The organism is Actinoalloteichus sp. AHMU CJ021, from assembly GCF_002895405.1.
Lineage (GTDB): Bacteria > Actinomycetota > Actinomycetes > Mycobacteriales > Pseudonocardiaceae > Actinoalloteichus_B > Actinoalloteichus_B caeruleus.
This window is the reverse complement of record NZ_CP025990.1, coordinates 2,588,656-2,614,147: the sequence shown is the minus strand read 5'-3', so window position 1 is coordinate 2,614,147 and position 25,492 is coordinate 2,588,656. Positions and strand designations below refer to the sequence as shown.

Sequence of the window (25,492 nt, the reverse complement as noted above, 5' to 3'; positions counted from 1 at the left end):
GGCAGCCTCGGCTGCTGGCAGCTGGTAACACGTGCGGGGTGCGGTCAGATATCGCAGCGGGGTGAGGAGGCCAGGTGAGCAACCCCAACGAGGAAACCATCCGGATCGGTCGGCCGATCCGGGCCGGAACCGACCCCTCGGAGGCGGAGACGGTCCAGTTCGCCACGGTGGGTTCCTCACCCGAGGCCGAGTCGAACCCGGACGCGGAGACGACGGTCATGGCCACGGCCACCGCCGCGGCGACCGCCGAGTCCGGTGCGGGTGGGGGGCGGAAGAAGTCCCTGCTCAGGGCGGCCGGCTCGATGGCGATCGCGACGCTGATCAGCCGGATCACGGGCTTCCTCTGGAAGGCCGTCCTCGTCTGGATCGTGGGTTGGGGCGCGATCAACGACTCCTTCACGGCCGCCAACAACCTGCCGAACATCATCACCGAACTCCTGCTCGGCGGTGTCCTCGCCAGCGTCGTCGTCCCGGTGCTCGTCCGCGCGCAGAAGGAGGACGCCGACGGTGGGCAGGCGTTCACCGAACGGCTCCTCACGCTGGCGACGGTGATCCTCGGCGTCGGCATGATCCTGTCGGTGGTGGCAGCACCGCTGCTGACCGCGATGTACGTCAGCGACGGGGACACCGAGGCCAACCCCGCGCTGGCCACCGCCTTCGCCTACCTGTTGCTGCCGCAGATCCTCTTCTACGGCATGTCCGCGCTGTTCATGGCGATCCTGCAGGCCAAGCAGGTCTTCGGCCCGCCGGCCTGGGCCCCGGTCCTGAACAACGTCGTCATCCTGGGCACCCTCGGCGCCTACGCGCTGCTGCCCGGTGAGCTGACGGTCAACCCGGTGCGCATGACGGACACGCACCTGCTGGTCCTCGGTCTCGGGGTCACCGCTGGTGTGGTCGTGCAGGCCGCCGTGCTGCTGCCCGCCCTCCGGCGCGCCAAGGTGTCGCTGCGCTGGCGGTGGGGTTTCGACTCCCGTCTCGCGGAGTTCGGCGGGCTCGCCGCGTGGGTGCTCGGCTACGTCGCCGTCTCCCAGGTCGGGCTCATCGCGCTCAGCCGGGTCGCCACCGCCTACGGCGGCCTCGCGATCTACAGCAACGCCTGGCTGCTGCTCCAGCTCCCGTACGGGGTGATCGGTTTCTCGATCATGACCGCGATCCTGCCCCGCATGAGCTCCGCCGCGGCCAGCCACGACTACGAGAAGCTCAAGGACGACCTCTCCCTGGGCAGCCGGCTGTGCACGACGGCCCTGCTGCCGCTGAGCGCGTTGATGACGGTGCTCGGCGCGCAGATCGGCGTGGTGCTGTTCTCCTACGGTGCCAGCGGCGTGGAGGGCGGCAACCGGCTGGGGATCGCGTTGGCCGTGTCGGCCTTCGGCGTCCTCCCCTACGCCGTCACCATGCTCCAGCTCAGGGCGTTCTACGCGATGAAGGACTCGCGGACGCCCACCCTGCTGATGGGCGTGATGACGCTGGCCAAGGTGCCACTCATCTACCTGTGCCCGCTGGTGCTCGAACCGGAGAACGTGGTATTCGGCATCACCTTCGTGAACTCGCTGACCTTCGTCGTCGGGTGGATCGCCGGGGAGATCTGGCTTCGGCACCGCATCGGCCGGCTCGGCAGCCGGGCGCTGGCGGTGACGATCGGGAAGACCCTCGTCGGCTCGGTGGCCGGCGCGGGCGCGGCGGCGCTGGTCGTCGTGATCACCGGCTCCGGAGGAATGACACCCGACTCAGCGATTCAGGCCTGGATCCAGCTGATCTTCGCCGGAATCGTCGGGGTGATCGTCACCTTCGGGGTGATGTTGCTGCTGAAGACGCGTGAACTTGACCCCGTCGCAGGCAAACTGCGCAGACTCGTGAGGCGGTGAAGCGTTCGGTGACCGGAGGCAACCGCGCGACCGTGCCGCCCCGTCCTACTGACGGCCCCCAGTGTGGGCCTCCTTATCGGCCAGTCGATGACAGCCAACTTCCCGTACCCTCAGCTCGGAGACTCCGCGGCGGTGGTTGGGGGCCTTCGCTTTCCGGGGAGCGGGTGGATCAGGAGAAGACACCGTGAGCGGCAAGCCTACGCAGTACACGGCAGCGCACCGGAACCACACGGGCAACGGTGCCGACCTCACCGTGCCCGCGTCCGCTCCGCCGCCACCGGACTGGTCGGACCTCGCCGAGCTGAGCCCGGGCACCCTGCTCGCCGACAACCGGTACCGGCTGATCGAGCAGGTCGGGTACGACGCGTCCTGCCAGGCCCAGCTCTGGCGGGCCAAGGACACCGCGCTCGGACGCGACGTGGCGCTGACCGTCCTGGTCGGGTACCGGACCGACGGGCAGATGGTCACCAAGGCGCGTCGGGTCCTGGAGCGCTGCATGCACGCGGCGAGCTTCCACTGCGTCGGGGTCGCCAGGGTGCTGGACGTCCTGAGCAGCAGCCACGGCGTCGACCACCCGGAACACGTCCTCGGGGTGGTGGTCGCCGAGTGGACGCACGGGAGCAGGCTCGGTGAGCTGCTCCGGGATGGCCCGCTGCCGGCGGACAACGCCGCCCGCCTGCTCCAGACCCTGGCGGCGGCGGTGGAGACCGCCCACCACGTCGGACTGGTGCTCGGAGTGGACCACCCGGAGCGGATCCGGGTCACCGCGCAGGGCGAACTGCGCTTCGCCTTCCCCGGGTCCCGGGCCGAGGCGACGACGACCGAGGACGTCCGGGGGCTCGGCGCGGTCCTCTACTTCCTGCTGACCGGCCGCTGGCCGTTGCGGCAGGGCCAGGAGACGCTGCCGGCGGCGCCGCTGGCCGCCGACGGTTCGGTGCTGCCGCCGCGAGCTCTGCGCCCGACGGTGCCGCACGAGCTGTCCAACGTGGCGGTCAAGGCGCTCGCCGGCCCGGAGAGCGTCATCAACACCGGCAACATCCGCACCGCCGCCGCGCTGCTGCCCGTGCTGGAGCGGGCGGCCGACGCGGGCAGTCCCACCCAGAACCTGATGCGGGAGACCCCGGCGCGCGGGAACACCGACTCCCTGTGGCGTACCCAGGACATCCCGAAGGACAAGGCCAGCAAGCGGAAACTGCGGATCGGCGTGGCGGTGCTGGCCGCGGCGACGCTGATCGTGGTCGCCTGGATCGGCTTCCAGCTCGTCTCCTTCTTCAGCGGTGACGGCGGTTCGGGGGCCCGCCCCCAGTTCGACGTGGGGGCGCCGAGCTCGAACAGCGCGGGACAGCAGGAGACCGAGTCCGAACCGGAGCTCGGGTCCGGGCCTGTCGAGGTGACCGGTGCCACCGAGTGGCAGCCCGCCGGCCAGCAGCTGGACTCGCCGGACCGGGCCGCGCACGTCCTCGACGGCGACCCGGCCACGGAGTGGCGGACCGCCGAGTACAACGCGCCATTCGACGCCGACAACGCGCTCAAGCCGGGCGTGGGCCTGATCCTGTCCCTTGACCAGGTCACGCAGCTCACCTCCGTGACCATCGACTCCCCGTCGGCCGGCGGGCGGGTCGAGGTGCGCGCGCTACCCTCCGCCAGTCCCGGGAGCCCGGAGGACGGCGAGCTGATCGGGGTCGCCGAGCTGACCGACGGTGCGACCGAGGTCGCGTTCGACGAGGCCAGCCAACCCACCCAGCACGTCCTGCTCTGGGTCACCGGCATCGTGCCCCTGGACAACGGACGTCACCAGACGACGATCCGCGAGGTCGCCGTGGAGGGGCTGCTGCCGCAGTGACCGCCGACCGGTCGGGTGCGCCATCTGACGGATGTCCGCTGTGGATATCACCCGTCGCATGCGTCAGATGGTTGAAATTCACTCGAACAGCGGGTTCAGGTTTCGTTCAGACGGCGGCGGGAAACAGACTGTGGTCTCGGTTTCCGACACGTGGTACCGCTATTCTCGGCGTGTGACAGCCCCAGCCAGTTCGGATGCCGACCTCATCGCGGCTCACGCTCATGGGGATCCTCACGCCTTCAGCGAGTTGGTCCGTCGCCACCGGGACCGGCTCTGGGCGGTCGCGCTGCGGACGATGCGCGACCCAGAGGAAGCCGCGGACGCACTCCAGGACGCCCTGATCTCCGCCTTTCGGGCGGCGTCGTCCTTCCGCGCCGAGTCCCGGGTGACAACCTGGTTACATCGGATCGTGGTGAACGCGTGCCTGGACCGGATCAGACGAAAACAAAGTCGTCCCACCGTCCCGCTCCCCGACGCCGGACCGGGGGAGCCCGCGAGCCCTCGCGACGCCATCGCGGAGCAGGACACCCGCCTGGCGGTGCGGGACGCGCTCGCCGCCCTGCCGGAGGAGCAACGCGCCGCGATCGTGCTGGTGGACGTGGAGGGGTACTCGGTGGCGGACACCGCCAGACTGCTCGGGGTCGCCGAGGGAACGGTGAAGAGCCGTTGCGCCAGGGGCCGGGCCCGGCTGGCGAAACTTCTGGGGCACCTCAGGAACCACGGTGCAGTTGCGAACGTCCCATCTGACGCTGTTGGTGACCGCCAACGTCGTGACCGGGAGGGACGATGACCCGCAATGAGTGGGAAGGGCATGGGCTCGACCCGGCGAGCAGGTCCCGACCCGACGCCCCGGGCGACCCAAGCCTGTCCCTCGACGTGCTGGCGGACCTGCACGGTGACGTGCTGGACGCGGAGACGGCCAGGGAACTCACCGCCAGGATAGGGGACGACCCCGACGCGAAGGCCGTGCTGGACGCGCTGGACGCGGTGCACGCCGACCTGGCGGCCTTCGGCTCGGAACTGTCCGCCCCCACCACCACGATGCCCCCCGAGGTCGCCGCCCGGCTCGAACGCGCCCTGGCCGACGAGGCCGCCGCCATGACCCGCGCGTCCGCGCCACCCCCGCGCCCGGTCACCCAGCTGCCGACCACCCCCGCTCCGCCCCACACCCCCGAGGACCACGCACGCCCGCCGGCACCGGTCGCCGACCTCTCGGCGGCCCGCCGCCGGCGGAACAGGATGCTCGGCTGGGGGTCGGGGGTCCTCGCCGCCGCGGCGGTCGCCGCGGTCGTCGCGTTCGGACTCCCCGGCCGCTCCCTGGAGGACGGCACCCCGATGGCCCAGCCACCGGCCACCACCACGACCCCGCTCCCGACGGAGACCGGCGCCTCACCCGGAGCGGGTCCTCTCGCGCTGACCGGTCCCGACGACGTCCAGGCCAACTACGGGGCCGCGATGAACGCCGAGGACTACGGCCCCTTCGGCGACGAGGCCGCGCTCACGGCCTGCCTCCGGGCCAGCGGGGTGCCCGACACCGCCGTCCTGGGATCGCTCTCGGTGAACTACCAGGACGAGCCCGCGTTGATGGTCGTGATGAGCGGTGGTGACTTCGGTAGTTTCCGGGTCGCCATCGTCTCCTTCGACTGTGGTCCCGACTCGCCCGGTCTGCTCACCCAGACCGAGATCAACTGAGTCCGCCACCGCCGGGAGCGCGGCACGGTGTGGGCTGGGGCGCCCGCACCGGCCCCAGTGCGGCCGTCACCCTCGCCACACGCCGAACCGCGGCGGGAACACCCACGCCTAGGATCGCGTTACAGCTCGATGTCGGTATGGCGATGCCAGGTCGGCCGACAGCACAGCGTGATCCCGCAAGCGAGTCGGTGGAGGCGTCAACTTGTCCGAAGTCCGCAACCTCATCATCGTCGGTTCCGGCCCCGCCGGGTACACCGCGGCCGTGTACGCCGCCCGCGCCCAACTGAACCCACTGGTCTTCGAAGGCACCCAGTTCGGTGGTGCCCTCATGACGACCACCGAGGTGGAGAACTACCCGGGCTTCCGCGAGGGGATCATGGGCCCGGACCTGATGGAGGAGATGCGCCAACAGGCCACCCGTTTCGGGGCGGAGCTGCGCGCCGAGGACGTGGAGGCCATCGACCTCTCGGGGCCGGTGAAGACGGTCGAGGTCAACGGGACCACCTACCGGTCACGCGCGGTGATCCTGGCGATGGGCGCGGCACCCCGCTACCTGGACGTCCCTGGCGAGGAGCGGCTGTTGGGACGTGGCGTGTCCTCCTGCGCCACGTGCGACGGGTTCTTCTTCCGCGACCAGGACATCGCCGTCGTCGGCGGCGGGGACTCGGCCATGGAGGAGGCGACCTTCCTCACCCGGTTCGCCCGCAGCGTCACGATCATCCACCGCCGCGAGGAGTTCCGCGCCTCGCGCATCATGCTCCGCCGCGCCGAGGAGAACGAGAAGATCCGGTTCCTGACCAACGCCGTGGTGAGCGAGGTGCTGGGGGAGGACACGGTCAGCGGGCTCCGCGTCACCGACACCAGGACGGGCGAGGACTCGACGCTCGACGTGACCGCGATGTTCGTGGCGATCGGTCACGACCCGCGCAGCGAGCTGGTCCGGGGACAGGTCGACCTGGACGACGAGGGCTACGTGGGGGTGGAGCACCCGAGCACCCGCACCGGGCTCGACGGCGTCTTCGCCGCCGGTGACCTCGTCGACAACACCTACCGGCAGGCCATCACCGCCGCCGGGTCGGGGTGTTCCGCCGCGATCGACGCGGAACGCTGGTTGGCGGCCTACGAGCCCACCGCCGAGCACGTCGGAGGCGGGTACGGCCCCGGTGAGGACGCGGTCCCCGTCAGCTGACCCACCGGCCCCAGGAACTTCGAGGCCGGTGGGGACGGACTCCACCGGTGGACACGTAGCGACAAGGAGAGACGACTATGGCCGGCAACACCATCGAGGTCACCGACAAGACGTTCGCCGACACGGTCCTGACCAGCGAGAAGCCCGTTCTCGTCGACTTCTGGGCCTCCTGGTGCGGGCCGTGCAAGATGGTCGCCCCGGTGCTGGAGGAGATCGCGGCGGAGTACTCGGAGAAGATCACGATCGCGAAGATCGACTTCGACTCGAACCCCCAGACGGGCCGCGACTACAAGGTCATGTCCCTGCCGACCCTGATGCTGTTCAAGAACGGCGAGAAGGTCAAGGAGATCATCGGGGCCAAGCCGAAGGCCGCCCTGGTCAAGGAGCTGTCGGACTACCTGTCCTGACCGTCTCGTCCAACGCGTTCGAGAAGGGGGGTCGGTGCCTGGCGCCGATCCCCCTCCGTGTTCGGGTAGCCTGCGACACGCGTCCGACCAGGGCCCGCCCCGCGCGGACGTGAACGCGCTTCGGCACGCGACCCCGGTCGACTCCGGGTCCGTCCCCGACGTGACGCCACCGGATCGCGATCCGGCACGCCAGCACAACAGCCCACGTCGGGCCAACCCCTCCCCGGTCGAACAGCAGCACCGCACAGCACCGCCCCGGAAGATCAACACCGCGAGCAGGGGCACCCGGAAGGGTGACGGCCCGATATGTCGACCCGTGGCCGACAGGGCACAATAAGTTGTCCGCCTCCGCGCCGAACGACTTCGGCGCCTCTAGTCGAGCGAGGAGTACATGCAACTGCTCCACCGCGGTGACTTCGGTCCGGCCGTCGCCGAGATCAAGGCCAATCTCGCAGCCCAGGGGCTACTACCCGAGGGCGATGGCGCCCCTGCCGGCAGCGGCCAGCACGCCGACGGGCGGCGGGAGGAGCACGTCTACGACGCGGTCGTGGAACATGCCGTCCGAGTGTTCCAGCAGCAACGAGGGCTGATCACCGACGGCATCGTCGGACCGGCGACCTACCGCGCGCTCCGGGACGCCCGCTGGCGGCTGGGGGACCGGCCGCTGGCCTACCTGGTGACGCAGCCCACGACCGGCGACGACGTGGTGGCGCTCCAGGAGCGGCTGTTGGAACTCGGCTACGACGCCGGAAGGGCGAACGGGATCTTCGGCGGGCAGACCGAGCAGGCCCTGCGCGGCTTCCAGCGGGACTACGGCCTGGTCGCCGACGGCGTGTGCGGCCCGGAGACCCTGCGCGCGCTCCGGCAGCTCACCCCCAAGGTCCGGGGTGGCCGGCCCGTCTTCCTCCGGGAGCAGGAGCGGGTGCGCACCGCCGGTCCGCTGCTGCGGGGGAAGCGCATCGTCCTCGACCCCGGTCACGGCGGGGCGGACCGGGGCATCTGCGTCGACGGCGCCTCCGAGGCGGACCTGGTGTGGGATCTGGCCCGCCGGCTCGAGGGGCGCATGGTCGCCACCGGCATGGAGGCACTGCTCACCCGGGGCCCCGACTCCTGCCCGCAGGAGTCCGACCGCGCGGCCTTCGCCAACGACGCCGGGGCCGAACTCTTCCTCTCGCTGCACGTCGACGCGAACTCCTCACCCCGCGCCCAGGGCATCGCCTCCTTCCACTTCGGCACCGGGACCGGTAACGGCACCACCTCCACGGTCGGGGAGGCCCTGGCCGGCTACATCCAGCGGGAGGTGTCCGCGAAGACGGGGATGGTCGACTGCGGGGCGCACCGGAAGACCTGGGAGGTCCTCCGCCTGACCCGGATGCCCGCCGTTCGCGTCGAGGTGGGCTACCTCACCAACCCCGAGGACAGGGCGCGGCTCCTCGACCCCAACTTCCGCGACATCGTCGCCGAACGCATCCTGGTCGCGGTGAAGCGCCACTACCTGTTGGGCAAGAACGACCAGCCCACGGGCACCTTCACCTTCGACGACCTGCTCCGCCACGAACTCGCCAAGATCGACTGAACGTGTCCCGCCGCCGCGGTGGCGGGAGGGACGACGAGGACCGGTCCGCGCGATCCCGCCGGGCCGGTCCTCCCCGTTTGCCCGTTCCTCGGGCCTGGGCGACCGTGCCCGGGCGTCGGGGCCGGACCCACACGCGGCACGAGGACGTTCCCCGTTCGCGTCGCCGCCAGGGCGGAGCAGTGAGCCGTCCACGGGACCAGGTCGTCGACGTCAGGGTCCGACCGGCGCGGACGTGGTCGCCCCTCCGCCGCTCAGCGGCCGGTGGGGGCTGCCTCGACGCCGGCGGGGCCCACGCCCGCCGTGGTGACCGTGACGGAGTCCAGCAGCCGTTCCAGGGCGGCCTCGACGTCGGCCTGCCAGGAGAACGCGGACCTCAGCTCCAGCCGCAACCTCGGCCAGCGGGGATGTGGGCGGACCGTCTTGAAGCCGACCGAACGCAGGAAGTCGGCCGGCACGACGCAGCCGGCCTGGTTGTCGGGCAGGCCGTTGCCGAAGGCCTCCACGGCCTTCACGCCACGTCGCGTGAGGTCCCGGACCACGGCCTGGGCCAACATGCGCCCGACACCGTTGCCCGCGAACTCGGGGAGCACCTTCACCGTGGTGAGCAGTACCGCGTCCGGGCTGACCGGGCCGCTGGGGAACATGGCCGTCCTGGGCACCGCCGAGGGCGGGGCGTAGAGGACGAAGCCGGCCGGGACGCCCTCGACGTGCGCGATGCGCCCGCAGGAGCCCCACTCCAACAACACGCTGGAGACCCAGGCCTCCTTCTCGAACTCGGTCTGGCCGAGTTCCTCCGCCTCCTCACGCAGGTGCGGCGCCAGTTCCCAGAACACGCACCGCCGGCACTTCGCCGGGAGCTCGTGCAGATTGTCCAGCGTGATACCAACCACACTTCGAGACATGTGACCTCCCCGCACGACACGCCCCGCCTGCCGCGGCGCTCCCGCGGCGGCACCTCGACCGGCGGCCGGCGGTGACCCACCGGGCGGTCGACCGGACCACGGAGGTGCGCTGGCCCTCCACCGAGGATAGGTGGCCGCCGGTGCCCGGCCGCCGGCGGCCCCTGGGCCTGTCGGCGGCGTGATCGCACTGCCGTTCGGCGGCGGGTCGTTACACTCGGGCCAGGTAACGGACACCGCTGCCGTACCGCTAATCAGGAGGGGACCCCTCATGCGGGTCCCCCGCGCCCGGCCGAGCCGACCGGTGGGGCGCGCAGCTCGGGTGACAACCCGAACCTCAGCACTGAGGCCGACCATCGGAGGCGGCATGGAGAGCCCGGAACTGCCACCCGTGCTACGCGGGGGCCAGCCGCAGGGGCCGCGCGGGCAGCGCAGCCTCGACCCGCACCTGGACCGCTACGCGGAGCGGACCGCCGGCATGACCGCATCCGAGATCCGCGCGCTGTTCTCCGTCGCGAGCCGGCCCGAGGTGGTGTCGTTGGCCGGCGGGATGCCGAACCTGGCGGCGCTCCCGTTGGAGTCGCTGGCGGCCGAGGTGGCGCGGCTGGTCGCGACCGAGGGGCAGACCGCCCTCCAGTACGGTTCCGCCCACGGCGTTCCGGAGCTCCGGGAACAGATCGTCGAGGTGATGGCGCTGGAGGGCATCTCGGCGCACCCCGACGACGTGGTCGTGACGGTCGGCTCCCAGATGGCGTTGGACACCGTCGCCCGGATCTTCTGCGACCCCGGTGACGTGATCATCGCGGAGGCCCCCTCCTACGTCGGAGCGTTGGGCAGCTTCGCCGCCTACCAGGCCGAGGTGGTCCACGTCTCGATGGACGACGAGGGGCTGGTCCCGGATGACCTGCGCCAGGCGTTGGAGGCGGCGGAGCGGGCTGGCAAGCGGGTCAAGTTCCTGTACACGATCCCCAACTTCCACAACCCGGCCGGCGTGACCCTCGCGGTGCGACGACGCGCCGAGGTGTTGGAGATCTGCGCCCGCCACGGTGTGCTCGTCATCGAGGACAACCCCTACGGCCTGTTGGGCTTCGACAACCAGATCTACCCGGCGCTGCGCGCCGACGACCCCGACAACGTCATCTACCTCGGATCGTTCTCCAAGATCTTCGCCTCCGGCCTGCGCGTCGGCTGGGCGCTCGCCCCCCACGCCGTCCGCGAGAAGCTGGTGCTCGCCTCCGAGTCAGCCACGCTCTGCCCGCCCACCTTCAACCAGCTCCTGGTGTCCCGCTACCTCTCCACGCACGACTGGAAGGGCCAGATCAAGTCCTACCGGGAGGTGTACCGCGAACGGCGGGACGCGATGCTGGGCGCCCTGGAGCAGCACATGCCCGCCGGCTGCCAGTGGACCCGGCCGGACGGCGGCTTCTACGTGTGGCTGACCGCCCCGGAGGGGGTGGACACCAAGGCGATGCTGCCCAGGGCGATCACCAAGCGGGTGGCCTACGTCTCGGGCACCGCCTTCCACGCCAACGGCTTCGGCAGCCGCCAGATGCGGTTGTCCTTCTGCTACCCCACCCCGGACCGGATCCGGGAAGGGGTGCGACGGCTCGGCGGCGTGCTCCAGGACGAACTCGAACTGCTGAACACCTTCGGGACCGTCCGCCCGCCCGCGCTCGGAGGGCCCCAGGCGCCCTCCCCGGACACCGCCTGACGGACGGTCACCCGCCCCCGAGGCCGGGCTCAGGGACCGTTCGGCGGCGGGTCCCCGGAGGCGGCCGACGGGTGGCTGGCCGAACCTGGCCCGGGCCGTGCTCGGCACGCGCCGCTCAGGCGCCTGACGCGGGTACCGGCCCAGCACCCGTACCCGCCCCTCCCCCGGACACGACCAGGAGGGCACCGGGCGTGTCCCCGGCCGGTACCGCCCGCGCGGGGACACCGGAGGCGTCGAACTAAGGTGTGCGGTCAGTCGACGTTCCGCCTGAGACGAGGAGTTGCTGGCGTGTCAGATCGCTGGGTCGCCGTGCTGTCCGGAGGCCTGTCCCACGAGCGGGACGTCTCGCTTCGTTCCGGACGTCGGCTGTCCGCCGCGCTGCGGACGGTGGGGTTGACCGTGGAGGAGTGGGACGCCGACGGCGAACTCCTCGGTCGTCTCCGCCGGCACCGCCCCGACGCGGTGGTGTTGGCCCTCCACGGTGGGGAGGGTGAGAACGGGGCCTTCCAGTCCGTGCTGGAACTGGCCGGCGTGCCCTTCGTGGGCACCGACTCCCGCTGGTGCCGCCGCGCCTGGGACAAGCCCACGGCCAAGACGGAGATGCTCCGGGCGGGGCACTCCACCCCGGACTGGGTGTCGTTGCCCCACAGCACCTTCCGCACGCTGGGTGCGCGGGCGGTGCTGGACGCGGTCGTCACCCGCTTCGGCCTCCCGCTGGTGCTGAAGCCCGACCAGGGCGGATCCGCGCTCGGGGCCAGGCTGGTCACCGAGGCCGAGGAACTGCCCGCGGCCATGGTCGGGGTGCTGTCGTACTCCGACAGCGTGCTGATCGAACGCTACGTCGAGGGCGTCGAGGTCGCCGTCAGCGTCATCGAGGGCTCGGAGGGACCAACCGCGCTGCCCGCCGTGGAGATCGAACCGGCGAGCGGTTTCTACGACTACGCGTCCCGGTACACGGCGGGGCTGACCGAGTTCCACACCCCGGCCCGACTCGAGCCAGGTCAGGCGCGGAAGGTGGCGGACCTGGCGGTGGCCGCCCACCAGCTGCTCGGGCTCCGGGACGTCTCGCGGACCGACGCGGTGGTGACGGCGGACGGGGACGTGCACTTCCTCGAGGTCAACGTCTCACCAGGACTGACCGAGACCTCCCTGCTCCCGATGTCGGCCGACGCGGCGGGCCGCTCGCTCGGTGAGGTGTTCGCCGGCCTCGTGGAGCGCGCCGTGGCCAGAGGCGGCCGCGTGCTCTGAACCCCGAGCCCGACCGACCGCAGGAGCCGTCGAGGCCGGAACGACGCTGACCTCATCCTGGTCGCGAGACGGCGCCCTCCGCCAGCCGGCCCGGCCTCCTGGCCGCCGTGTCCTCGGTGGCCGTGCCCCGCCGCCCCGCCGTCGTGGTTCGCCCGCGATCGTCGTCCCCGGCTTCGGGGCCTGACCGGCGTGCCTCCGGGCGAACGGCCGGGCACCACCCACGGCCGTTCGGGTGAGTCGGGACGGAAGCGGAGGCCGCCACTCGGCTGGGGGAGTGGCGGCCGTGTTCGTTCCCGTCCGGCCGCACCGAGACCGGGCATCGGCTGGCCGAGATCCTTCGAGCCCCCGAGCCACCGGGCTGGGTCGCCGGTCCTCTCCTCGGGAGGCGGCACACCGGTGGGACGAGGACGGCGGAGGCCGTTCACCGACCTCCGCCTTTTCGTCACCGTGACGGAACACGGTGGCATGGTTCCCCTCGCAGGTCGATCAGGTCCCATTCGTCCCGTTTGCCGTGATCATCCGCACGATGCGCTCCAGATCGTCCACCGAGCCGAACTCCACGACGATGCGCCCCTTGCGACGTCCCATGTCCACCTTCACGCGGGTGTCGAACACGTCGGCCAACCGGTCCGCCACGGCCTCCAGGCCGAGCGAGGGTTCGGGGCGTGGAGCGGCTGGCTTCGGCTTCGGGGGAGTGGCACGACGCGCGAGCGTCGCCGCCTCCTCCGTCGCCCGAACGGACAACCCCTCGGCGACGATCCGACTCGCGAGCTCCTCCTGACCTCCCGGGTCCTCCAGCGAGAGGAGCGCCCGCGCGTGCCCGGCGGACAGCACGTTCGCCGCCACCCGGCGCTGCACCGGAAGCGGCAGCCGGAGCAGCCGGATCGTGTTGGTGATCACCGGCCGACTGCGCCCGAGCCGGGAGGCCAGCTCCTCGTGCGTGACGCCGAACTCCTCCAGCAGCTGCTGGTACGCGGCCGCCTCCTCCAGCGGGTTGAGCTGCACCCGGTGGATGTTCTCCAGCAGCGCGTCCCGCAGCATGGCGTCATCCGCCGTCCGCCGCACGATCGCCGGGATGGTCTCCAGCCCGGCGCGCTGCGAGGCCCGCCAGCGACGCTCACCCATCACGAGCTCGTACTCGCCGCGGCCCAGCTCACGCAACACGATGGGCTGCATCAGCCCGAACTCGCGGATCGAGTGCTCCAGCTCGGACAACGCCTCCTCGTCGAAGACCTGCCTCGGCTGCTTCGGGTTCGGCCGGATGTCGCCGATGGGGACCTCACGGTAGATCGCCCCGGCCACCTCGGGCTCCGCATCGCCCGGATCCTCGCCGGCGGACCACCGGGGTGGTGCGGCGGGCACCGTTCCGACCGCCCCGGCTCGGGGCGCGGCCGGCGCCGCGACCGACGCGGTCTGCTCCACCACCGCCGGGCCACTCGGGATCAACGCGGCGAGGCCCCGTCCGAGCCCGCCCTTCCGGTCCTTCATCCTGTCTCCCCGTTCGCACCCCGGACCGCCATCTCCCGCGCGGCGTCCAGGTAACTCATCGCTCCCCGTGAACCCGGGTCGTAGGCCAGCACCGTCTGCCCGTAGCCAGGTGCCTCCGACACCTTCACGCTTCGCGGGATGACGGTACGCAACACCAGGTCACCGAAGTGGCCACGGACCTCGCTCGTCACCTGATCGGCGAGCTTGGTGCGACCGTCGTACATCGTGAGCAGGATCGTGGAGACGCGAAGCGACGGGTTCAGGTGCGCCTTCACCAGCTCGATGTTGTTCAGGAGCTGCCCAAGCCCTTCCAGCGCGTAGTACTCGCACTGGATCGGGATCAGCACCTCCTGCGCCGCGACGAGCGCGTTCACCGTGAGCAGCCCCAGCGACGGTGGGCAGTCGATGAAGACGTAGTCGGCCTGGAGGTGGTCGAGCGCCTCGGTGGACAACGCCTCCTTGAGCCGCGTCTCCCTGGCCGCCATCGACACCAGTTCGATCTCGGAGCCGGCCAGGTCGATGGTCGCGGGGATGCACACCAGGTTGTCCGACTGGGTGCTGACGGCGGCGGCGTCGGCGATGCTGATCTCACCGAGCAGCACCTCGTAGACCGAGGGGGTGTTCGAGTGGTGGTCCACTCCCAACGCGGTGCTCGCGTTCCCCTGGGGGTCGAGATCGATCACCAGGACCTTCAGACCCCGCAGCGCGAGCGCCGCGGCGATGTTCACGGTACTGGTGGTCTTGCCCACCCCGCCCTTCTGGTTGGCCACCGCGACGACCCGACGCTGCGCCGGAACCGGCAGCGTCTCGGTGGGGTGCAGCACCTTCGTGGCCCGCGCGGCCTCCTGCTCGATCGGCGTCCACTCCACGTCCAACTGCCCTTTCTCGTAACTCACAGACCTGCCCACCTCCACGGTTTCACGTGAAACATCGCTTGTTCCCGATCCGCGCGCGTCACCTGCCGGTCCGGCGACCGCGTGCCGGAGCACGCCGCGACGGAGGCGCGGCCTGCCCGCGTTCCACGACCACGACGGTCGTCGGTTCCGCCAGCGACTCCGCTCCGCACCGCACCACGTGGGCCCGGGAGCCCCCAGCCCTGGACAGTGCGGCGGCGTCGCGTTCGACCTCCTCCTCCGCCGACGCGCCCTTGAGAGCGAGCAGCTGCCCACCGGGGCGCAACAGCGGCAGGCACCAGGTGCCGAGTTTGGCGAGCGGAGCGACCGCACGGGCGGTGACCACATCGGCTCCTCCGAGCTCGGAGCGCACCTGGCGTTCCTCCGCTCGTCCTCGCACCACCGCGACGTCCAACCCCAGGACCTCCACCGCCTCCTCCAGCCAGGCCACCCGTCGAGCCATCGGCTCGAGCAGCGTCATCCTGATGTCGGGGCGAGCGATCGCGAGTGGGAGGCCGGGGAGCCCAGCACCGGAACCGACGTCGATCAGGCGACTCCCCACGGGCACGAGCTCCTGGACGGCGGCCGAGTTCAGCACGTGACGGCTCCAGAGCCGTCCCAACTCCCTCGGGCCGACCAGGCCACGTCGTTCTCCGTGTTCGACGAGGAGGTCGACCAACCGGCGGGCGCGGGGGAGGTGGTCGCCGAAGAGGTCAGCGGCGGCGGGCGGCTCCTCCTCCGAAGCGGGGGGCAACACCACGTCATCCGCGCCACGTCCGACTTCGCCCGCCGGGGGTGGCTGCCGTTCTGTCATCACACACTTTCCGGTTTCACGTGAAACATCGACTGCTTGCTCAATCTACGGCGCCGTCCGCCATGTTTCACGTGAAACATGGCCCCGGCCGGGTACCGATCAGGACGTCCTCATCGGAGGTGGCCTCGCCACCACCGCGCCACCGGGAACCACGAGTGGCGGTGGGAACGCCCGCCCCGCCACCTCCCATCGACGTCTCCCGACCTCGTCCGCACCACCGTTCGGCGGCACACCTCGCACCTCCCGGGCCAACCGTCGTCCCCGGTTTCGTCACCGTGACGTCACGACCGCGACGGAGGACACCTCAACGACCCGGAAGCACTCGAGGACGACGGGCGTCCCGTCGGAGGGCGTGAAGCTCGGGTCCCCGATGGCGGCGCGGAAGTCCGCTCCGCACCAGAACTCCTCGTGCCCGGCACGCCAGGCCACCACCGAGTCATAACCCTCGCCCTCGGCGCGGGCGTGGGCGAGATCGACCTCGTCCAATCGGGACACCCGGACGTCGGTGGTCTCGATGACCGCAACGGGGCGTTCGGCCGAGTCGACCACGACGGACCGGGCACCCACCTCGGGAAGCGGCACACCCTCGCTCCCGTACTCCACGAGCAGCGCGGACGTGGCCGTCTTGGTGCCCGAGAGCACCGCGACGACCAGCCGATCGCGCAGCGGTCCGGGAAAGGCGAACTCGGCGATCGGAAGACCCGAAGGCGGCATGGTCAGCACGCTACCGGCAACTCGATCTCCCGGGAACGACCAACGGGTCACATACCTGACCCACACCTCGAAGGAAGGACGGGACGAGCACCGGTGGGCACGCTCCCGGCTGCGGGGAGCGGTGCGCGACGAGGACCGGGCTCCCAGCCATCCCCTCCGGATGCCTCCCTCCTCCACGCCCGGAACCACACTCGCCACCGTCGACAGCGGCCGCCCGTCCCGCGTTCTCCCGGGTCCGTCCGGTCGATCGCCCCGGCGGGTCCGATCCACCGATCGGCGGGCGCCCGGAGCACCGCCGGTCCCGGGGCACCACGGCGAGGGCTAGGCCAGGACGACGGGCTCAGCCCCCGCCGGAAGGAAGCACAGCCGACGATGACCGCCTCCCCAGTCCACTCGGCCCCTGGAAGCCGGCCGGCACCGCATCCGCTGCCCGTGCCGAGAGCCGACCTCCCGCACGACCCGAACCCACCGCCCACTCGGCGACGCGGCCGGGCGCCCACCCGCTTCCACCGTTCCGTCCGCCCGCCCCGCCCCGCCCCGGTCCGCCCCGCCTGGACCTGTCCCGATCCGGCGTCGCGCGGCGACAGCGCCCGGACCCCGCAACCTCGACCTCGACCTGCCGCGTCACTCGCCGGACCACTCCACTCGGACGGCGTGCCGGCCGGGGGCGGGACGACGGGCGCTCCTCGCCGGAGTTCCTCCCCCCGCGCCCGCCCGCTGCCCCAGGGGCACCTGCCCGGCACGACCGACGACGACCGCGCGAGGTGACATCCGGATGGCGGCGTGGATCCACCTCGGCCCGTGCGTCCGGGCACCGAACTCCCCCTCTGGTCGCCGCGAGAGCCGAGGACCACCGAACCCTCCACATCCACCGATGTTTCACGTGAAACGTCGCCCCACGGCAGGCCAGGAGGGCGGCCGCCACCGCGCTCGGCCACCGCCCGCTCTCCCCGACGCACAGCCGAGCCGGGACTACCGGGCAGACGAGGGGAGACCGCCCCCGCATCGCCACCATCCGGAAGGCGTGCCCGCCCGTCCGTCCCCACGCCGGGCGGACCGCCGATGGTCGGCGACGAGTTCGTCGTCCACCCAGCAGCCTGGCCGACAACCCACGCGGCTGACCCCTCCCGGTCGAGGCTTCCGCCGGGCGACCCCACCTTGCCCTGGAGGCCGGCCGGACCGACCTCGGCGGTGACTCGACGCCTCCCGGTCACGGCGGGGCGGCGAGCCACCGGAGGGAGACAGCCTGCCAACCGTCGGCGTCCACCAGGAGCGGGCAACGGCTGCTGGGCCCCTCGTCAGGCCGGCGAGACCCGCGCCCCCGGCCGCACGACCCCGACCAGCCGACGCCTTGCCGCCGGGGGTCGCGGGACGGCTCCCGACGACGGGTCGCGAGCCGTGGCCCAGACGCGTGTCCTCCCACCGACCGCCTCCGCGCCAGCACGCGGCATCGACGACGACACGGAGGGCGTGACCGGCCCGCCGGGGAGGCGGGCGCGTCGTCGTGTTCCACGTGAAACATCGACCGCTCGTTCGGAGCGGACGTCCGCCGTCCGACATGGTCGCGCTCCACGGCTCTCCACCCCACTCCGTGCCGGCCACGGCCCGCGGCGGCCTACCGCGGAGCAACGCTCGACGCAGGACCAGTCCGGATCACCGTCGCCCCACCAGGTGGAGGGCCGCCGGCATCCACACCGTCCGAGTTCCCCCGGCGGGACGGCTCCCGCTCCGCGCGAGGCAGGGTCGGTCGCCCTCGTCCTGGACATGCCGGGCGTGTTCCGCACCGCCCGCACCCTGGCCCCGGCGCTGGCACGTCGCGACGGGTCGCGCGGCGCTGGCGGACGGCGGGCCACGCGCGACGGGGACGCCGCGGGACGGGATCATGACCGGGGCGGTGGGGCAGCGGGAACGGGCGGTGGCTCCCACGACCGGCGGACGGGTCCCTGGGGCTGACGCGGCACCGCCACCCAACGCACCCCGAGGTCCGCGAACCATCGCTCGCGCCCGTCGCGAGCACGCGCCACCGACAACGCCGATGTCGCGCCTCGGGTCCAGGACGACCGCCGCCGCGCCGGTTCGCGTGCCGACCGGGCCAGCTCGACCGCCGACACCGTGCCCGACGACTCACCGAGACGCCCGCCCGGCTGGTGCGGAGGCCGGCCGCCACCTCCCGAGCCTCCGACGTTCCCGCCGCCCCTGTCTCCCGGCCGCGACCGTCCGAGGCGCCGGTCGCACCCGGCGCGGACGCCGTCGCTCGTGACTGGGCGGCGATCACGGTGAACACCCCGACGGCCGCACTCCACGCACTCCGGCGGCGGTGCGCACCCCCGTCGAGCCAGTCACCGCCAGCGTGGTGACCGGTCCGTCCCGCACCACGGCCCGCCTGGAGCGCCCGGACACCAAGCCGCACGGCCGGGCACCCGCCAACCGGAGCGCCAGTGGGGACGGTGTTCCAGATCTCACCCCACCAGCGCTCCGCACCCCGCGCGGCACCTCCCGTGCCGGCGAGGCCGAACCCGCGACGCGTGACCGGAGGACAGCACCGCCCCGGCGGGAACGATGCCACCAGGAACCGCGCCGGCGGCTCCCGAGCAGGCCCCGAGCCGAGGGCACGCACCGTCCGAGGCGGAGGAGACCCCTCGGGGGAGTGCTCCGGTGGAGCCGGGAACGAGGCCGCCCGGCTGACCACCCCATCGCTCGTCGCGGACCCCGTGCCGCCCGTCAACCCCGTCACCGCCCGCGTGGCACGGCGAGGACCGGCCGGCGCGCTGGCGAACCACACCCACGGCACCCGTTCACACCGATCCGGCGCGCGGACTCCCACGGCACCAAGCGGCGAGGCCGGCCCGCCACCTCCCGGCTGCCGTCGGACAGCGGTCCCACCGAGGGCCCCGAACGGAAGTGGGCCCCGGGAACGTCGTTCCCGGGGCCCACTCACGAACTCAGCCCTACTCGGCGGGCAGCACCACGACCCGCCGGTTCGGCTCCTCGCCCTCGCTCTCGCTCCGGACACCCTCGACACCGGCCACGGCGTCGTGCACCACCTTGCGCTCGAAGGGGGTCATGGGGTTCAACCGCACCGGATCGCCGGTCTGGCTGACCTGCTCGGCCGTGGTCCGACCGAGGTCGGACAGCTCGGCACGCCGGTCCGCCCGCCACCCCGCGACGTCCAACATGAGCCGACTCCGCGCGCCGGTGCTCTGCTGCACCGCCAGCCTCGTCAACTCCTGCAGCGCCTCCAGGGTCGCCCCACGGGTACCCACCAACTTGCTCAGGTCATCCCCGCCGTCGATGCTCACCACGGCGCGGCCACCGTCCACGTCAAGGTCGATGTCCCCGTCGAAGTCGAGCAGGTCGAGCAGCCGCTCCAGGTAGTCGCCGGCGATGTCGCCCTCACGGACGAGCAGGTCCTCGCCGCCCTCGGGCGTGGCGGACGCTCCGTTCGGCGTGCCGTCGGCACCCTCGGTGTCCACGTCACCGCCGGTGGTCACCTGCACCGCTTCCGACACTGGTGCCTCCTCTCACTTGGTTCACGACATGCGAGACGCGTGACCGCGCTCGGTCATCGACGCTTCTTGTTCTTCTTCTTGGCGCCGCCGGTCGCCGGTCGGCTCCGCGCCGCGTCCCCCGCACCACCGGACGGGGCCGAGGGGGGAGTGGTCCCGGCCGGGCCGTGCTGGCCGGGCTGCGGACCCTTCTTCTTGGCCGGACGCTGCCCGGGCTTGGGGGAGAGGTCCTTGCGGGACTGCTCCGCCTTGGCGGCGGCGGCCGCCTTCTTCGCGGCTTCCTCGCGGTCGATGCGGTGGTAGATGAAGTACTGCTGACCCAGCGTCCAGGTGTTGTTGCTCAGCCAGTACAGCAGGATCGCGATCGGGAAGAACGGGCCACCGAAGAGCACGAACAGCGGGAACACCCAGAGCATCAGCTTCTGCATGATCTGGGCCTGCTGCTGGTTGGCCCCGACGCTCGGGTTCATCGCCTGCCGCTGCACGGAGTGGCGGGCGGTGAGGTGGGTGGCGATGCTGGCGATGATCGTCAGCGGCACCGCGACGAAACCGATGGTCCACGGGTCGACGCCGAACATCGGGTCGGCGATGGAGCCGGACAGCGGGGCGCCGAAGAGGCGGGCGTTGATGAAGGACTCGACCTCGGCCTGGCCGAAGACGTACACCTCGGTCTTGCCCGGGGTGAACTGGCGGAGCACGTGGAAGAGCCCGATGAACACCGGGATCTGCACCAGCATCGGAAGGCAGCCGCCGAGCGGGTTGACCCCCTGCTCGGACTGGATCTTCTGCATCTCCATCGCCAGCTTCTGGCGATCGTTGCCGTACTTCTCCCGCAACTTCTGCATCTGCGGGGCGAACTCCTGCATCTTGCGCATCGACCGCACGGAGCTGATGGCCGGCTTCAGCAGGATGATCCGCAGGGTGAAGACCAGGAACACCACCGAGAGCGCCCACGCGATACCGCTGTCCGGGCTGATGATGAACCCAAAGACCTTGTGCCAGAACCACATGATGGCTGACACGGGGTAGTAGATGAAGTTGAGCACGAAGCTACTCCTCGGCGCGGGTGTCGGGGAGCCCGGAATCGCCGTCGCGGGACCGCGGGGACGCGGCGTCGCGCGGGGGAACGGGGTCCAAGCCTCCAGGGTGCCAGGGTCCACAGCGCAGCAGCCGGCGCACGGTCAGCCATGCCCCCCGGATCGCACCGTGAACGGTCAGCGCCTCCACTGCGTAGGCGCTGCAGGTCGGGTAGAAGCGGCAGGTGGCCGGCAGGTACGGGGAGATCCAGCGTCGGTAACCGTGCACCGGGAGCAGCAGGACCCGACTGACGACTCCGCCTCGTCGGCGGTCCGCGCCCGCTGGTTCACTCATGCCTCGTCCTCACCGGAGGTGCGCCCGCCGTCCTCGGCGACGTGGCGCGTCGCGGGTGGCTCCTGGCCGGCGGTCGGGGACCCACCGGTTCGCCGACGGGAGGCGCTCGGGTCGTCGACGAGCCCCAGCCGAGCCAGGAGCCGGTCGACGTCCGCCGCGAGTTCGCGACTGGAGGCCGTGGCCGACGGGGGGAGCGCCCGCACCACGAGGGAGGTCCCCCTCGGGATGGCGGCCAGCCGTTCCCGCACCACGTGGCGGAGACGGCGCGCGACCTGGTGGCGGACCACCGCGTTGCCGACAGCCTTGCTCACGACAAAACCCACCCGTGTCGAGGCCGAGCCGGGGACGCTGCTCGAACGCTGCGAGCGGCGAGGGGGCTCGACGCGGGTGGGATGGGAAGTCGGGGTCGTCGACCCCGCGTTGTCGGTGTCCCGTGCTCCAACGCCGAGCTCGGGCACGCACAGTGCGTGCAGCACGACGCGACGTCGCCCCGCCCGCCGCCCCCGGCGGACGACCAGGTCGAAGTCCTGGCTCTTGGTCAGCCGGGCGGCTGGCGGTAGCACGGCCTACCGTCAGGCCGACAGCGTGTCGCGGCCCTTGCGGCGACGGGCGGCGAGGATGGCACGGCCGGCACGGGTGCGCATGCGCAGCCGGAAGCCGTGGGTCTTGGCCCGGCGACGGTTGTTCGGCTGGTACGTCCGCTTGCTCACGGTCAGGTCTCCCGGTAGTCACTACAGCTTGGGTCGGTGATCTCCGCGTGCTATGCGTGGCTGGCCACCCGGCGCACGTTCCATCCCGACCCTCGGCGTCCTGGCGTCCCCGGTCCCGGCGCGAGGCGCAGGGCACGGCGACAGTAGCCCAGGGTACGTGACAGGGAACGACCGACCGCATGAGACTACGCGGTGCCCGTTGCCGGGTCCACACCGCCTCCTCACGCGAGGCGCGGGACCCGCCCGGTGAGGAGAGGGATTGGCCAACGTATCGGCCGTGGTCCAGGGACCTGCGCCCGACACGCCGAGCCCCCACCGAGCCGTCATCCCCGGTTCACCCTGCTGAGCTGTCCGCCTTGTTCCGGGAGGCGCCCGCTTGTTAGCGTGCCTCACCTCCGACGGCCACGGCGGCCGATGCCCGCTGAACTGGCCTTTCCGGGCAGGTTCACGGAACCTCGGGACCCAAGCACAGGGGCTCCGGTGTTCCGTCGTACCTTCATGCACAGTTGTGGACAACTATGTGGATATCTTGGGGATCGGCAGCCCGCACCGCTGACCGCTGACGTCGCAAGTCAAACGAACACGGGGTCGACAGGAGCTCGACATGGGGTGGCGGCGTCGCTGGACGGTGACGGAGCAGGGACAGCGTGGGGAGGGGAACTCGCAGGTGTCGGACCACCAGGCCAATCTCGGTCTCGTGTGGGAACAGGTGCTCGAGGAGCTCTCCTCCGGCACCCTCTCACGGGCCCAACTCGCCTGGATGCGGGTGGTCCGCCCCATCGGGTTGCTGGACGGCACCGCGCTGTTGGCCGCTCCGAGCGACTTCGCGAAGGACGCCATCGAACGGGCGTTGCGCGACCCCATCGTCGAGGCGTTGTCCCGACACCTCGGGCGGCCCATCTCGCTGGCGGTCAAGGTCGACGTGATCGCGCCGGCGCCCGATCCCGGTCAGCAGGGCCACCAGCCCCACCACGAGAGCACTCCCACCCCTCCGTTCGGCACCGTGCTGCCGATGGGCGGCTACGCGGGGGATTCCCGTCCCCGCCACCCCGGTCCGCGCGCGGAGCCCACTGGCCGACCTGGCTCGATCTACGACCCGGTGGGGCCGCTCCCGGAGGAGTCGGGGGAGCGGCCCGGCCCGGCCCACCCGCCGTCCCCCGGGTATCCCGGCTCGGTGGGCGGTGTCGACCGCGACCACCACGGCCTCGTCGAGGACCAGGACGAGCGGGAGGCGGAGGACGACGTGCTCGGCCAGGTCGCCGCCCCGGCGAACGAGGTCTGGCACAACGTCAGGGCGCAGACGCCCCCGGTCGGGGCCGCGCTTCCCTCGGACCAGCTCGGCCACCCCCAGGTCGGGGGCCTGCCGCAGGGGGGCGCCGAGGCCTACACCGCGCCACGGCACGGACCGCCGAGTTCGCAGACCCGGCTGAACGCCAAGTACAACTTCGACACCTTCGTCATCGGAGCCTCCAACCGGTTCGCGCACGCCGCCGCCGTGGCGGTGGCCGAAGCCCCGGCCCGCGCCTACAACCCCCTGTTCATCTGGGGGGAGTCCGGGCTGGGGAAGACGCACCTGCTCCACGCCGTCGGGCACTACGCCCAGCGCCTCTTCCCGGGGATGCGGGTCCGCTACGTCTCGACGGAGGAGTTCACCAACGACTTCATCAACTCCCTGCGGGACGACCGCAAGGTCGCCTTCCAGCGCCGCTACCGCGACGTCGACGTGCTGCTGGTCGACGACGTGCAGTTCCTGGAGGGCAAGGAGGGCACCCAGGAGGAGTTCTTCCACACCTTCAACACGCTGCACAACTCGAACAAGCAGATCGTGGTCTCCTCCGACCGGCCGCCCAAGAGGCTGGAGACCCTGGAGGACCGGCTGCGAACGCGTTTCGAGTGGGGTCTGATCACCGACATCCAGCCACCGGAGCTGGAGACGAGGATCGCCATCCTGCGGAAGAAGGCCGCCCAGGACCGGCTGGCCGCGCCGGCCGAGGTGCTCGAGTTCATCGCCGCCAGGATCGAGCGGAACATCCGGGAGCTGGAGGGGGCGCTGATCCGGGTCACCGCCTTCGCCTCGCTGAACCGGCAACCGGTCGACGTGCACCTCGCCGAGATCGTCATGCGGGACCTCATCCCGGACTCCCAGGCGCCGGAGATCACCGCGCCGACGATCATGGCGGTGACGGCGGACTTCTTCAAGGTGAGCATGGACGACCTGTGCGGACCGGGGAAGATGAAGGTGCTCGCCCAGGCCCGCCAGATCTCGATGTACCTGTGCCGGGAGCTGACCGACCTCTCCCTGCCGAAGATCGGGCAGATCTTCGGTGGCCGCGACCACACGACGGTGATGTACGCGGACAAGAAGATCCGCAAGGAGATGGCGGAACGGCGCAGGATCTACGACCAGGTCCAGGAGCTGACCTCCCGGATCAAGCAGCGCGCGCGGGCCCAGGGCTGACGGCCCACCGCTCGGCTCCTCCGCTGGACGGTCGTCAGCCGCTCCGCCCACGCCGGCGACGAGGGCTGCCGCCGCCCTCCCGACGCTCCGGTCGGCTCGTGGGGTCGCGCTCCGACTGACGCGCGGTTCGGCGCGGAGGGCGGACGGTCGCGCCGGGGAGGTTTTCTGCGACTGGGGAGACCGCGCTGCGGCGGGTCTCGCATTCGTCAGGGCCCGGGGTGCCCCGATCGGGGATGGCCGTCGACGACGCGGGGCGCGCTCGCGACACCTCACGGGGTTCCGGCGGTTCGGCGGCGTCGCGCCCGGGGCGAGGAGGGGACGAACCCGGGGTCGGGCCGGCTCGGGCCGGGCCGCCGCTCCCGGGCCCACCGGATTCGTCCGAGGTGCCCGGCTGGTACGCGGAGGGCGGCCGACGCGGGCCCGGAGGAGCATCGCTCTAGGCTGGTCCACGAGGCGACGCGGGTGCGGCGAACCGTGCCGAGGTCGACCCGCCCGGGGAAGCCCCCGGCACGGGGGCGTACCGGTCGTAGCCCGCGGTTTTTCTGCGACTGGGGAGGCCGCGCCTGGGGGCCCCCGAGATTCGTCGCCGGCGGTTCGGCGCTGGTGCTCCGGGGGCACGTTCCCGGGGGTGCGGGGGCGGTGCCCCGGCTGCGCCCGGTCCCCACCCCGGCTCTACGGTGATCACGAACGCCGTGGCACGCCCCGGCCGGCTCCTGGTCGTCGCGTCCGGCCCCGCACCGCTCCCGCCCGGCCACACACGCGGGGCAGTGGTCGAGTCCCGCCGGGTCGGGTGCCACCCGGCGTCGCATCCAGGCGGTTTTCTGTGGCTGGGGAGGCCGCGCCTGGGGGTCCCCGAGATTCATCATGCGCCGTGCGGGCGGGAAGTGTTCCCCCTTCGCCGAGGACGTCCTCGCCTCGGGCCGTCGGAGGAGGCGCCGGCCTCGGAGCGCCTCCTCCCCGCCGCCCCTCGCCGCTGGACCCGCGCACGTCGCCAGCCTCCGCCCGCTCAGGGCTCACCCGCCGTCAGGGGCGTCCCCTCGGCCGTTCCGGGCGGCCAGGTCGCGCCCTGCTGGTTCGTCGGGCGGCCAGGTGGGCCGAGCCGCCGGCG

General features: G+C 71.9%; 20 protein-coding genes. 10 read left to right on the top strand and 10 right to left on the bottom strand.

Going from position 1 to position 25,492, the window contains the following annotated elements:
- The first annotated feature begins 74 nt into the window (after window positions 1-74).
- The 7 genes from murJ to C1701_RS11015 all read left to right on the top strand — a co-directional run bounded on the left by murJ (window position 75) and on the right by C1701_RS11015 (window position 8,572).
- Entirely contained in the window at window positions 75-1,865 is a 1,791-nt protein-coding gene (gene murJ, locus C1701_RS11045) for a murein biosynthesis integral membrane protein MurJ (RefSeq protein ID WP_026417867.1), read from the top strand.
- Window positions 1,866-2,049: 184 nt separating this feature from the next.
- Entirely contained in the window at window positions 2,050-3,708 is a 1,659-nt protein-coding gene (locus C1701_RS11040) for a protein kinase family protein (RefSeq protein ID WP_103055883.1), read from the top strand.
- Between the two features lie 172 nt (window positions 3,709-3,880).
- A complete protein-coding gene (sigM, locus tag C1701_RS11035; protein WP_026417866.1) occupies window positions 3,881-4,498 on the top strand; it encodes an RNA polymerase sigma factor SigM in 618 nt (205 codons plus the stop codon).
- A complete protein-coding gene (locus C1701_RS11030) occupies window positions 4,495-5,400 on the top strand; it encodes a hypothetical protein (protein WP_103055882.1) in 906 nt (301 codons plus the stop codon). The genes sigM and C1701_RS11030 overlap by 4 nt, the downstream gene beginning before the upstream one ends.
- A gap of 202 nt (window positions 5,401-5,602) precedes the next feature.
- On the top strand, window positions 5,603-6,589 hold the full coding sequence (trxB, locus tag C1701_RS11025; protein WP_026417865.1) for a thioredoxin-disulfide reductase: 987 nt from the start codon (window positions 5,603-5,605) through the stop codon (window positions 6,587-6,589).
- Window positions 6,590-6,666: 77 nt separating this feature from the next.
- Complete coding sequence (trxA, locus tag C1701_RS11020; RefSeq protein WP_016699014.1) at window positions 6,667-6,996, top strand: thioredoxin; 330 nt, start codon at window positions 6,667-6,669, stop codon at window positions 6,994-6,996.
- A gap of 391 nt (window positions 6,997-7,387) precedes the next feature.
- Window positions 7,388-8,572, top strand: coding sequence for an N-acetylmuramoyl-L-alanine amidase (locus C1701_RS11015; protein ID WP_030106367.1), 1,185 nt, complete (start codon window positions 7,388-7,390; stop codon window positions 8,570-8,572).
- 251 nt (window positions 8,573-8,823) lie between these two features.
- Here C1701_RS11015 and C1701_RS11010 read toward each other — a convergent pair whose 3' ends face one another.
- Window positions 8,824-9,474 (bottom strand): GNAT family N-acetyltransferase, encoded by a 651-nt coding sequence (locus C1701_RS11010; RefSeq protein WP_026417863.1) that lies wholly within the window; start codon window positions 9,472-9,474, stop codon window positions 8,824-8,826.
- A 364-nt stretch (window positions 9,475-9,838) separates the two neighbouring features.
- Between C1701_RS11010 and C1701_RS11005 the strand changes: the two genes are divergently transcribed.
- Both C1701_RS11005 and C1701_RS11000 read left to right on the top strand, forming a co-directional pair.
- The gene (locus C1701_RS11005; protein ID WP_035291481.1) at window positions 9,839-11,182 is read left to right on the top strand and encodes an aminotransferase-like domain-containing protein; all 1,344 of its coding nucleotides are present in this window, start codon (window positions 9,839-9,841) and stop codon (window positions 11,180-11,182) included.
- A 288-nt stretch (window positions 11,183-11,470) separates the two neighbouring features.
- Entirely contained in the window at window positions 11,471-12,430 is a 960-nt protein-coding gene (locus tag C1701_RS11000; RefSeq protein ID WP_103055881.1) for a D-alanine--D-alanine ligase family protein, read from the top strand.
- Window positions 12,431-12,916: 486 nt separating this feature from the next.
- Here C1701_RS11000 and C1701_RS10995 read toward each other — a convergent pair whose 3' ends face one another.
- The 9 genes from C1701_RS10995 to rpmH all read right to left on the bottom strand — a co-directional run bounded on the left by C1701_RS10995 (window position 12,917) and on the right by rpmH (window position 21,926).
- Entirely contained in the window at window positions 12,917-13,918 is a 1,002-nt protein-coding gene (locus tag C1701_RS10995) for a ParB/RepB/Spo0J family partition protein (RefSeq protein WP_103055880.1), read from the bottom strand.
- Window positions 13,915-14,814 (bottom strand): ParA family protein, encoded by a 900-nt coding sequence (locus C1701_RS10990; protein WP_026417859.1) that lies wholly within the window; start codon window positions 14,812-14,814, stop codon window positions 13,915-13,917. The genes C1701_RS10995 and C1701_RS10990 overlap by 4 nt, the downstream gene beginning before the upstream one ends.
- Window positions 14,815-14,872: 58 nt before the next feature.
- Window positions 14,873-15,625: a 16S rRNA (guanine(527)-N(7))-methyltransferase RsmG gene (gene rsmG / locus C1701_RS10985; protein ID WP_337662226.1), complete on the bottom strand. Its 753-nt coding sequence runs from the start codon at window positions 15,623-15,625 to the stop codon at window positions 14,873-14,875.
- 270 nt (window positions 15,626-15,895) lie between these two features.
- Window positions 15,896-16,339, bottom strand: coding sequence for an ASCH domain-containing protein (locus C1701_RS10980; RefSeq protein WP_103057020.1), 444 nt, complete (start codon window positions 16,337-16,339; stop codon window positions 15,896-15,898).
- A 2,948-nt stretch (window positions 16,340-19,287) separates the two neighbouring features.
- On the bottom strand, window positions 19,288-19,848 hold the full coding sequence (locus C1701_RS10975; RefSeq protein ID WP_026417856.1) for a Jag family protein: 561 nt from the start codon (window positions 19,846-19,848) through the stop codon (window positions 19,288-19,290).
- A gap of 53 nt (window positions 19,849-19,901) precedes the next feature.
- Window positions 19,902-20,891, bottom strand: a complete 990-nt coding sequence (yidC, locus tag C1701_RS10970; protein ID WP_026417855.1) for a membrane protein insertase YidC — start codon at window positions 20,889-20,891, stop codon at window positions 19,902-19,904.
- A gap of 4 nt (window positions 20,892-20,895) precedes the next feature.
- Complete coding sequence (gene yidD, locus C1701_RS10965; RefSeq protein WP_026417854.1) at window positions 20,896-21,216, bottom strand: membrane protein insertion efficiency factor YidD; 321 nt, start codon at window positions 21,214-21,216, stop codon at window positions 20,896-20,898.
- Complete coding sequence (rnpA, locus tag C1701_RS10960; protein ID WP_081715269.1) at window positions 21,213-21,779, bottom strand: ribonuclease P protein component; 567 nt, start codon at window positions 21,777-21,779, stop codon at window positions 21,213-21,215. The genes yidD and rnpA overlap by 4 nt, the downstream gene beginning before the upstream one ends.
- A gap of 9 nt (window positions 21,780-21,788) precedes the next feature.
- Window positions 21,789-21,926 (bottom strand): 50S ribosomal protein L34, encoded by a 138-nt coding sequence (gene rpmH, locus C1701_RS10955; protein ID WP_016699000.1) that lies wholly within the window; start codon window positions 21,924-21,926, stop codon window positions 21,789-21,791.
- 667 nt (window positions 21,927-22,593) lie between these two features.
- On the opposite strand from rpmH, the gene dnaA reads away from it, so the two are divergent.
- Entirely contained in the window at window positions 22,594-24,384 is a 1,791-nt protein-coding gene (dnaA, locus tag C1701_RS10950) for a chromosomal replication initiator protein DnaA (RefSeq protein WP_026417853.1), read from the top strand.
- Window positions 24,385-25,492: the final 1,108 nt, after the last annotated feature.

Excerpts from the sequence above, each read along its gene's own strand:
- trxA (WP_016699014.1), top strand. The coding sequence starts at position 6,667 with ATGGCCGGCAACACCATCGAGGTCACCGACAAGACGTTCGCCGACACG.
- C1701_RS11030 (WP_103055882.1), top strand. The coding sequence starts at position 4,495 with ATGACCCGCAATGAGTGGGAAGGGCATGGGCTCGACCCGGCGAGCAGG.
- C1701_RS11010 (WP_026417863.1), bottom strand. The coding sequence starts at position 9,474 with ATGTCTCGAAGTGTGGTTGGTATCACGCTGGACAATCTGCACGAGCTC.
- yidD (WP_026417854.1), bottom strand. The coding sequence starts at position 21,216 with ATGAGTGAACCAGCGGGCGCGGACCGCCGACGAGGCGGAGTCGTCAGT.
- C1701_RS11005 (WP_035291481.1), top strand. The coding sequence starts at position 9,839 with ATGGAGAGCCCGGAACTGCCACCCGTGCTACGCGGGGGCCAGCCGCAG.
- C1701_RS10995 (WP_103055880.1), bottom strand. The coding sequence starts at position 13,918 with ATGAAGGACCGGAAGGGCGGGCTCGGACGGGGCCTCGCCGCGTTGATC.
- C1701_RS11015 (WP_030106367.1), top strand. The coding sequence starts at position 7,388 with ATGCAACTGCTCCACCGCGGTGACTTCGGTCCGGCCGTCGCCGAGATC.
- rsmG (WP_337662226.1), bottom strand. The coding sequence starts at position 15,625 with ATGACAGAACGGCAGCCACCCCCGGCGGGCGAAGTCGGACGTGGCGCG.
- C1701_RS10980 (WP_103057020.1), bottom strand. The coding sequence starts at position 16,339 with ATGCCGCCTTCGGGTCTTCCGATCGCCGAGTTCGCCTTTCCCGGACCG.